A 9,674-nucleotide genomic window follows, 5' to 3' on the forward strand; every position below is an offset into this window, starting at 1 on the left:
TCCGGCACCCGGGCCGCGCCCTCCGCTCCGGCGGCGGGGGCGGCCCGTTCCGCGCCTTCCGGCCGCGCCGGGCCCGCCACCCGGCCGCCGGAGCGGCCGCCGTCACTCCGCCGCCGCCTGTCGCAGCAGCCGCCGCGTCCGGTCCCGCCCGCTGCGCGCCAGCCGGTGCAGCTCGGCCACCTGGACGTCCGGCAGGCGCCAGGCCTGGGTCAGCAGCCTGAGCGTGGACACCCGCGGACAGGACACCCCCCGCTCCAGGTCCCGGATCGACCGCACGCTCAGCCCGGTCGCCTCGCCCAGCTGCTCCTGCGTCATGCCCCGGTCCAGCCGGATGCTCCGCAGCAGCGCCCCGAGCGCCGCGCCGTCCCCCGTCGCCGCTCCACCCACTCCTGTTCCCCCCTCAATTCCGGACAGTCCACCTCAGGACAGCTCAACTCCCCCGGCCGGGCCGGGATTTGATCGAAGCGAGTTCCGTCGCACGCTAACCGCATCCGGCCGGGACAGCAGCCGAACCAGCGCGCCGGGCGCGTGACGTGGCTCACGCGCGCCCCTGCGCGGGCCCACACCCCACCGGGGTTCCCACCCCCGGCCCGAGCCCCGCACACCCTCGGTGACCGACACCCTTCCCACCGCCGCCGGAGCCGCCGCACGACGGCGGGAGGAACGCCCGACGAAGATCGACGCGCCCCTCGGCCGCCCCTGTGAGCGGAGCCCCGGATGAGGCAGGATGGGAGGTGGAAAGGGCGGCCTCTCATTGCCGGCCACCACGTGCACTGAGGAAGAGGACCCCCATGAGCATCGACCCGTCGTCCATCCCGTCCTTCGGCGTTCCCCAGGGCGGCCAGCCCGGCGGCCAGGGCGGGCGGCCGGCCGGCCCGCCGCCGATCGTCGTCCCGGACCAGGCCCTGGTCACCCAGCTGCTGGACCAGATGCAGCTCAAGCACGTCGTGGACGAGGAGGGCGACCTCACCGCCCCCTGGGAGGGCTTCCGCGTCTACTACATGTTCCGCGGCGAGCAGAAGGAGCTCTTCGCGGTGCGCGCCTTCTACGACCGCGCCTACCCGCTGGAGAAGAAGGGCGAGATCCTCGACCTGATCGACGAGTGGAACCGCGAGACCCTCTGGCCCAAGGTCTACACCCACACCCACGAGGACGGCGTGGTCCGCCTGATCGGCGAGGCCCAGATGATCGTCGGCACCGGCGTCAACCTGGACTACTTCGTCACCACCACCGCCAACTGGACCCAGGCCGCGGTCGGCTTCGAGCAGTGGATCGTCGAGCGCCTCGGCCTCCAGAACGAGATCGAGGGCGAGGACGGCGAGGGCACCGAGGGCACCGACGAGGCCTGATCCCGTCCCGGCACTCCGGTCCGGCCCGCCACCGCCCTCCGCGCCGGTGGTGGGCCGTTCTTGTCCCCGGCCCCCGGCTGACCCAGGATGGCCCTGACGACGAGCCGTGAGGAGCCACCGATGGGTACCAGGCCGCTGCTGAACCGCCGACTGACCGGGATGGGCACGACGATCTTCGCCGAGATGTCGGCCCTGGCCACGGCCACCGGCTCGATCAACCTCGGCCAGGGATTCCCCGACACCGACGGGCCCGAGGAGGTCCGCGAGGCGGCCGTACGGGCCCTGCGCGACGGCCGGGGCAACCAGTACCCGCCCGGCCCCGGCATCCCCGAGCTGCGCACCGCGATCGCCGAGCACCAGCAGCGCTTCCGCGGCCTCGCCCACGACCCGGACACCGAGGTGCTGGTCACCGCCGGCGCCACCGAGGCCATCGCCGCCACCCTGCTGGCCCTGCTGGAGCCCGGCGACGAGGTGATCGCCCTCGAACCCTTCTACGACTCCTACGCCGCCTGCATCGCGATGGCCGGCGCCACCCGGGTTCCGCTCACCCTGCGGGCCCCGGCCTTCCGCCCCGACCTGGACGAGCTGCGCGCCCTGATCACCCCGCGCACCCGGCTGCTGCTGATCAACACCCCGCACAACCCCACCGGCACCGTCCTCACCGCAGAGGAGCTCTCCGCCGTCGCCGCGCTCGCCGTCGAGCACGACCTGCTGGTCGTCACCGACGAGGTCTACGAGCACCTGGTCTTCGGCGCCGTCCACCACCCCCTCGCGGCCCTGCCCGGCATGCGCGAACGCACCGTCACCATCTCCTCCGCCGGCAAGACCTTCTCCTTCACCGGCTGGAAGGTCGGCTGGGTCACCGCGAGCCCGGACCTGGTCGCGGCCGTGCGCACCGCGAAGCAGTACCTCACCTACGTCAGCGCCGGCCCCTTCCAGTACGCCGTCGCCGAGGCCCTGCGGCTGCCCGACACGTACTTCGACACCCTCCGCGCCGATCTGCTGCGCAAGCGCGACCTGCTGCTCGGCGGTCTCACCGCGGCCGGCTTCCGGGCCTTCACCCCCGAGGGCACCTACTTCGTCACCACCGACATCACGCCGCTCGGCGAGAAGGACGGCATCGACTTCTGCCGTGCCCTGCCCGGCCGTTGCGGTGTCGTCGCGATCCCGAACGCGGTGTTCTACGACGACGTGGAGGCCGGCCGTAGCCTGGTCCGCTTCACTTTCTGCAAAAAGGACGAGGTCCTCCAGGAGGCCGTCACCCGCCTGCGGCGCCTGTGAGTGGCCGCACGCCCCCTTTCGCGCCCTTCGAACAGGGATGCCCGTGATCCGACACCAGTACTGATGGATCATCAACTTCCTTGATCGGCTTGCTTGTTTGCCACCATTGCGGCAATCCTTCCGAGCATCCGGGCACTCCCCGCCGCCCTCCACGCCCCGCGCCTGGAGGGCGGCGGTGTGTGATGCACCCGGACAGCGCACACCCGGCGCGCACGGCGCACGATCCGGTGATAGGGGCGCGCGCTGTGCAGACTCGTACACGGGCTCGATCAGAGCCGGGAAGCAGGTGTGCTCGAAACGGTGAATGCTTGACAAAGTTGGGTAAATCACCGGCGGACCCGGCGTATTCGTGCTTCTCTGCTGCTGAATCTCCAGCCGGAATCCTTCCTTCCACGGTCGGCCGCGCCCAGGGCCGCACAGCCACGAACAGCCTCGCCATCGCCTAGGCCTACTCGGTGCTGCTCGGCGGGCGCGCACGGAGCTGAAACGCGGAGCCGAGCATGCTCACCACACTGCAGACCTCCTACACGGACACCCGGGCGGGTGACCTCGCCTGGTGCCTCGGCGGCGACCCGCTGCCCGCTCTCGCCGTCCGCGACCTGAGACTCGACGGGGGCGGCCACCCGGGCACGCCCGGCACCCTCCAGCTGCGCCTGCTGGGCGCCTCCCACCAGGTGGTGATCGACGCGGGCCCCGGCCAGTGCCTGGAGACCGTCGCCTGCCTGCCCGGCCGCCGCACCCCGCTGCCGGCCCGGGTGGCCAAGCAGGTCGGCGGCTGGGAGTACGAGTTCGCGGCCCGGATCGAGGTGCTGCCGCCGCACGACTTCGCGGCCCGCGCCCAGGAGCTGCTGGCCCTCGTCGAGGGGCACCCGCGGGGCCTCGCCGGGGTCTTCCCGGGCGACCCGAGCGCCTTCACCGCGCTGGTCACCCAGGGCGGCGCGGACCGGCTGCTCTGGCGCACCTGGCACGCCTACCCGCAGGAGGGGCAGCTGGTGTGCACCCGCTCCTCGCTGGTGGTGACCGGGGCATGACCGCCGGAAGTCCGGACCGGAACACCGATCCGGCCGTAGGCCGCCCGACCCAGGCCTACGAATCGTACGCAGGAACGGTTCGTCAATCCGACGTCGCCCACTGTCCGTCGGATGGGCGCATCCATCCGTCCCGCACGTCCCCTAGCGTTTGTTCGTGATCAACCATCCGACCGGTCCGCCCGCACGCCCGCGAGTGGACCCCGACGACGGCGCCCCACCCCGGCCCGGGCAAGGCCTCGCCCCACTCCCGCCCGCCCGCCGTCGGTCCCGGCTGCGCTCCAGCCCCCGGCTCGCCCGCCTGACCGTCCTGCTGGCCGCGTTCGTCTGCGCGGCCTGCGGACTCGTCTACGAGCTCGAACTCGTGGCGCTCGGCGACTACCTGCTCGGGGACACGGTCACCCAAACCTCCGTCGTGCTCTCCGTCATGGTGTTCGCGATGGGCCTCGGCTCACTGCTCGCCAAACGGTTCACCAGCCGGCCCGCCACCGCCTTCGCCCTCGTCGAGTGCGCGCTCGCGCTCACCGGCGGACTCTCCGTGCTCGCGCTCTACTCCTGCTGGGCCTGGATCGGCCGCTACCAGGCCGCCATGGTCGGCCTCACCTGCCTGATCGGCGTCCTGATCGGCGCCGAGATCCCCCTGCTGATGACCCTCATCCAACGGATCCGGCGCGAGGACGCCGGACGCGCCGTCGCCGACCTGTTCGCCGCCGACTACGTGGGCGCGCTGATCGGCGGCCTCGCCTTCCCGTTCCTGATCATGCCCGCCCTCGGACCGGGCGACGGCGCCCTGCTCACCGGAGCCGTCAACGCCGTCGCCGGGGCGGCCGTGGTGCTCTGGCTGTTCCGCGAGGAACCCGCCCCCCGGATCCGACGGCTGCTCTGGGGCGGCTGCCTGCTGGTCCTCGCGCTGCTCGCGACGGCCGCGGCCGGCTCCGAGGCCGTCGAGCGCGCCGCCCGGCACGCCCTGTACGGCGACCAGGTCCGCTACGCCACCCGCAGCCGGTCCCAGGAGATCGTGCTCACCGGCCCCGCCGAGGGCCCCCTGCGGCTCTACCTGGACGGCCGGCTCGCGGTCTGCGGGCCGGACGAGTACCGGAGCAGCGAGGGCCTGGTCCACCCCGCCATGGCGGCCGGCCCGGACGCCCGCATCCTGCTGCTCGGCGGCGGCGACGGGCTCGCCCTGCGGGAGGTGCTGCGGCACCGGGGCGTGCGCACCGTCCGGCTGGTCGACGCCGACCCCGCCCTCCCCCGGATCGCCCGCACCGACCCCGGGCTCGCCGCCCTCGGCGGCCGCTCGCTGGACGACCCCCGGGTCCGCACCACCGCGGCCGACCCGCTGGCCTGGCTGCGCGGCGCCGGCGCCCCCGGCGGGGACGGACCGTACGACGTGGTGCTCGCCGACCTCCCGGCACCGGCCGACGGCGGGCCGGTCAAGTTCCACTCCCAGGAGTTCTACGGCCTCGCCGCACGGCTGCTCTCCCCCGGCGGCCGGATCGCCGTCCGCGCCGGGAACGACCTGGACGGCCTCTGGCAGATCGAGTCCGGTCTGCGGACGACGGGCCTGCAGACCGCCCCGTACGCCGTCCCGGGCAGCGCCACCACCGCCTGCCGCCCCGGCCCGCCGGACGACCCTCAGAACTTCCTCCTCGCCGCCGCCACCCGGCCCCCGCTCACCCTCGCCCCCGACGCCCCGGCGCCCCGCGCCCTCACCCCCGACGTCCTCCACGCCACCACCGCCCGCCTCACCGCCCTCCGCCCGGCCCACCCCCCGGCGGCCCTCACCCTCCTCGGTCCCCGCTGAGGCCGCCCGGCCCCCGCCGAGGCCGCCCCGGGGAACCCTCTTCTCGGAAGCCCCGGCCCGCGCCCGTGGCGGGCCGGGGCGGGTGCCCGTGCGGGCGGCCGCGGCGGTGGTGCGACGGCCAAGGGAACAGGTGGGGCGGGGAAAATCCGGTGGTGGTGGGTAGGGACCGGGCGCGGCCCAGTCGGTAGGCTCCGTGACATGGAGCATGAGGTTCTCGTCCCGTTGTCCGCCGAGCCGGTCCGGCAGGCCTTGCAGGATCCGGCGCTGCTGGCGCGGAGTGTGCCGGGGCTGAGCACCGAGCCGGCCGCGGTCGGCGCCGGTGCGGCCGAGGAGATCGGCGGCCGGCTGAAGCTGCGGATCGGCGGCTCCACGATCACGTACAAGGGCGTGCTGTCGCTGATCGGGGGCCGGGAGGGCGTGCTGACCGTGCTCGCCGAGGGCGAGGAGGCCCGGGGCACCGGTGAGGTGACCGCCACCGTCCGGGTCAGCGTCGCGGACGGCACCGAGGACGGCACCGCGGTGATCCGCTTCACCGGCGACCTGAGCGCCACCGGCCGGCTGACCGAGTTCGACGAGGAGACCCTCGACGCCACCGGCCGCCGCCTGCTGGACCGGTTCGCCGCCGCGCTGGTCGCCCCGGAGGGCGAGCAGCCGCAGGACCAGGAGGAGGACGCCGAGCAGGACGGGTCCGGGAACGCCGGGGCCGACGCCGGTGTGGTCTTCATCGAGGACCGCCAGGACCAGCCCGGCGACGACCTGGACGACGACCTCTCCGACCTGATCGCCTTCTCCGACGCCGACGCCGAGCGCTTCGGCCTGCCCACCGGCTCCGCCGACGACGAGGACGAGGAGGACGACGTCGAGGACGGGGCCGCGGACGGCTCCGCCGAGCAGGACGGCGTCGCCGAGGAGCTCCCCGCCGAACCGCTCTTCGCGTACGAGGAGGAGCCGGTGCTCAGCGGCCCGGTGCGCCGCAGCATCGTCGGCCGGTCCGCCGAGGAGGTGGACCACGCCCCGCCGCGCGGCCCGTACGCCCCGGCGCTGCCCGCCCGCAGCGCGCGGGCCCGGGCGGCGTCCCGCTGGGGCGGCGAGGCCGGCGGGATCGTGGTGCCGGGCACCGGCGGCCGCAGCGCGGTGCCGTGGGTGATCGGCGGCTCGGTGGCCCTGCTGGGTGGCGCCGTGGTGCTGGTCAGGGCGCTGCGCCGACGCTGAGCCCGGAGCGCCGCGGGAACCGTCAGGGCCTAGACTGAACGCTCATGAGCAACGACCGCGACGCCCTGCTGGCACAGATCAAGGACAAGGCCGTCGTGCACGGCAAGGTCACCCTCTCCTCCGGCAAGGAGGCCGACTACTACGTCGACCTGCGCCGGATCACGCTGGACGGCGTGGCCGCCCCGCTGGTCGGCCGGGTGATGCTGGACGCGACCTCGCACCTGGACTACGACGCCGTCGGCGGCCTGACCCTGGGTGCCGACCCGGTGGCCGCCTCGATGCTGCACGCCGCCGCCGCGCGCGGGCAGCAGCTGGACGCCTTCGTGGTCCGCAAGACGGGCAAGGCGCACGGCCTCCAGCGCCGGATCGAGGGCCCGGAGGTCAAGGGCCGCCGGGTGCTGGCCGTCGAGGACACCTCCACCACCGGCGGCTCGGTGCTGACCGCCGTGGAGGCGCTGCGCGAGGCGGGCGCCGAGGTGGTCGGCGTCGCGGTGATCGTGGAGCGCGGCGGCGCGGCCGCCGTGGAGGCCCAGGGCCTGGAGTACGTGACCGCCTACACCCTGGACGACCTGGGTCTCTGATCCCGTCCGGTACGACGAACGACTGAGGGCCGGTGCTGTTTCACGTGAAACAGCACCGGCCCTCGCCGTGTCCGGAGTTCCGGGCGCTCAGCCCCGCCGGTGCCGGCCGCCGCCGGCCTGGACCTGGCTCTCGTCGTCGACCTCGGCGACGATGCCGGCCCGCTTCTTCTTCCGCTCGCGCATGATCTCGACCAGGATCGGCGAGATCGACAGCAGGACGATCAGCAGCACCGCCGGGATCAGGTACTTGTCGATCACCGGGGCGAGCGCGTCGCCGAAGAAGTAGCCGATCAGCAGCATGGACTCGGTCCACAGCACGCCGCCGATCACGTTCCAGAGGAAGAAGGTCCGGGCGGGCATCTCCAGGGTGCCGGCGACCGGGTTCAGGAAGGTGCGGATGATCGGCATGAAGCGGGCCAGCACCACGGCCTTGCCGGAGCCGAACTTGTTGAAGTACTCCTCCGCCTTCACCACGTAGTCGCGTCGGAAGATCTTCGAATCGGGCTTGTCGAACATCTTCGGCCCGACCTTGGCGCCGATCAGGTGCCCGAGCTGGGCGCCGGCGATCGCCGCGATCGGGCAGCCGATCAGCAGGACGGCGATCGGCAGCTTGGCACCGTCGCCGAGCACCGAGGAGGCCGCGTTCGAGGCGGCGACACCCGCGAGGATCAGCAGCGAGTCGCCCGGGAAGAAGAAGCCGACCAGCAGGCCGGTCTCCGCGAAGATGATCGCGATCAGCCCGATGGCGCCGAGGGACGAGATCAGGGATTTGGCGTCAAGCAGGTTGACGGCCAGCTGGTTGTAGTCCACGGGCGCAGGATAGCGGGCGCACCGTGCCGACCACGCGGGCGCACCGTGCCCACGGCGCGGGCGCACCGTGCCGACGGCGCCCGGTGGCGGACGCCCCCGGCCGCCCGCCGGAGCCGCCCGCGGCCGCCGTGCGCCCGTGTCGTGCGACGTTCCGCATGGCGGGCTCCTGCTGACCCGCGGGCACGAGTCTGGGAAGATGGCACAGGCGTCCGGTCCGCGGTGGCACACCACCCTCATGGCCGTACCGCGCAGGTCGCCGCGAACGTGCCGGAGAGCCACACCGCAACGCCGCGCGTCGGCGGGCCGGCACGGAGTCGTCACGAAGGCGTACACAGCGTCGGACAGCACCGTCCGTACGCCGCAACCCGACAGGAGCGGATCGCATGCCCATCGCAACTCCCGAGGTCTACAACGAGATGCTGGACCGGGCCAAGGCGGGCAAGTTCGCCTACCCGGCCATCAACGTCACGTCGTCGCAGACGCTGCACGCCGCACTGCGTGGTTTCGCCGAGGCCGAGAGCGACGGCATCATCCAGATCTCGACCGGTGGCGCGGAGTTCCTGGGCGGCCAGCACAACAAGGACATGGTGACCGGCGCCGTCGCGCTCGCCGAGTTCGCGCACATCGTCGCCGCCAAGTACGACGTCACCGTCGCGCTGCACACCGACCACTGCCCGAAGGACAAGCTGGACGGCTACGTCCGCCCGCTGCTGGCGGTCTCCGCCGAGCGCGTGGCCCGGGGCGAGAACCCGCTGTTCCAGTCGCACATGTGGGACGGCTCGGCCGAGACCCTCTCCGACAACCTGGGCATCGCCCAGGAGCTGCTGGCCCAGGCCGCCGCCGCCAAGATCATCCTTGAGGTCGAGATCACCCCGACCGGCGGTGAGGAGGACGGCGTCACCCACGAGATCAACGACGAGCTGTACACCACCGTCAACGACGCCGTGCGCACCGCCGAGGCGCTGGGCCTGGGCGAGAAGGGCCGCTACCTGCTGGCCGCCTCCTTCGGCAATGTGCACGGCGTGTACAAGCCGGGCAACGTCGTGCTGAAGCCGGAGCTGCTGCGCGAGCTCCAGGACGCGATCGGCAAGCAGTACGGCAAGACCGACCCGTTCGACTTCGTCTTCCACGGCGGCTCGGGCTCGAGCGCCGAGGAGATCGCCACCGCGCTGGAGAACGGCGTCGTGAAGATGAACCTGGACACCGACACCCAGTACGCCTTCACCCGCCCGGTGGCCGGCCACATGTTCGCCAACTACGACGGCGTGCTGAAGGTCGACGGCGAGGTCGGCAAGAAGAACACCTACGACCCGCGCACCTGGGGCAAGCTGGCCGAGGCCGGCATGGCCGCCCGCGTGGTCGAGGCCGCCGAGCAGCTGCGTTCGGCGGGCAAGCGCCTGAAGTGAGTCCCGCGCCCGACGCGGGGCTCACGGCCGCGTGAGTCCCGCGCCCCGGACGTGACGTGACGGACGGGTGGCCCCCGCCGGGGCCCCCGGGGGGCCCCCGCCGGGGGGGGGCCCCCCGCGCTTCCGCTGCGGGCGGCTGCCCGGGCCGCCCGGGCGTCGTCGGTGCCGCGCGGCGGACACGCGCTAGGGTCCCGGCATGGGTG

At 73.5% G+C, this 9,674-nt stretch carries 9 protein-coding genes; 7 read left to right on the plus strand and 2 right to left on the minus strand.

Annotated elements, in window-relative coordinates:
• Positions 1 to 102: 102 nt before the first annotated feature.
• Positions 103 to 387 (minus strand): helix-turn-helix domain-containing protein, encoded by a 285-nt coding sequence (locus tag ACWGJO_RS31510; protein WP_452188944.1) that lies wholly within the window; start codon positions 385 to 387, stop codon positions 103 to 105.
• Positions 388 to 791: 404 nt separating this feature from the next.
• Between ACWGJO_RS31510 and ACWGJO_RS31515 the strand changes: the two genes are divergently transcribed.
• The 6 genes from ACWGJO_RS31515 to pyrE all read left to right on the plus strand — a co-directional run bounded on the left by ACWGJO_RS31515 (position 792) and on the right by pyrE (position 7,255).
• Complete coding sequence (locus tag ACWGJO_RS31515; RefSeq protein ID WP_359897728.1) at positions 792 to 1,349, plus strand: type III secretion system chaperone family protein; 558 nt, start codon at positions 792 to 794, stop codon at positions 1,347 to 1,349.
• A 120-nt stretch (positions 1,350 to 1,469) separates the two neighbouring features.
• Positions 1,470 to 2,630: a pyridoxal phosphate-dependent aminotransferase gene (locus ACWGJO_RS31520; RefSeq protein ID WP_452188947.1), complete on the plus strand. Its 1,161-nt coding sequence runs from the start codon at positions 1,470 to 1,472 to the stop codon at positions 2,628 to 2,630.
• A 500-nt stretch (positions 2,631 to 3,130) separates the two neighbouring features.
• Complete coding sequence (locus tag ACWGJO_RS31525) at positions 3,131 to 3,661, plus strand: DUF2617 family protein (protein ID WP_452188948.1); 531 nt, start codon at positions 3,131 to 3,133, stop codon at positions 3,659 to 3,661.
• A 154-nt stretch (positions 3,662 to 3,815) separates the two neighbouring features.
• Entirely contained in the window at positions 3,816 to 5,462 is a 1,647-nt protein-coding gene (locus tag ACWGJO_RS31530; RefSeq protein ID WP_452188950.1) for a polyamine aminopropyltransferase, read from the plus strand.
• Positions 5,463 to 5,660: 198 nt separating this feature from the next.
• Complete coding sequence (locus tag ACWGJO_RS31535) at positions 5,661 to 6,674, plus strand: hypothetical protein (RefSeq protein WP_452188951.1); 1,014 nt, start codon at positions 5,661 to 5,663, stop codon at positions 6,672 to 6,674.
• 44 nt (positions 6,675 to 6,718) lie between these two features.
• The gene (gene pyrE / locus ACWGJO_RS31540; RefSeq protein ID WP_359897723.1) at positions 6,719 to 7,255 is read left to right on the plus strand and encodes an orotate phosphoribosyltransferase; all 537 of its coding nucleotides are present in this window, start codon (positions 6,719 to 6,721) and stop codon (positions 7,253 to 7,255) included.
• An 87-nt stretch (positions 7,256 to 7,342) separates the two neighbouring features.
• Here the strand turns inward: pyrE and ACWGJO_RS31545 are convergent, their stop codons facing one another.
• Complete coding sequence (locus ACWGJO_RS31545; RefSeq protein WP_452188953.1) at positions 7,343 to 8,065, minus strand: DedA family protein; 723 nt, start codon at positions 8,063 to 8,065, stop codon at positions 7,343 to 7,345.
• Between the two features lie 383 nt (positions 8,066 to 8,448).
• Between ACWGJO_RS31545 and fbaA the strand changes: the two genes are divergently transcribed.
• Positions 8,449 to 9,471 carry a class II fructose-bisphosphate aldolase gene (gene fbaA, locus ACWGJO_RS31550; RefSeq protein ID WP_380541376.1) on the plus strand — a complete coding sequence of 341 codons (1,023 nt, stop codon included), beginning with the start codon at positions 8,449 to 8,451 and terminating at the stop codon, positions 9,469 to 9,471.
• Positions 9,472 to 9,674: the final 203 nt, after the last annotated feature.

The sequence above is a fragment of the Kitasatospora sp. NPDC054795 genome, assembly GCF_053611565.1.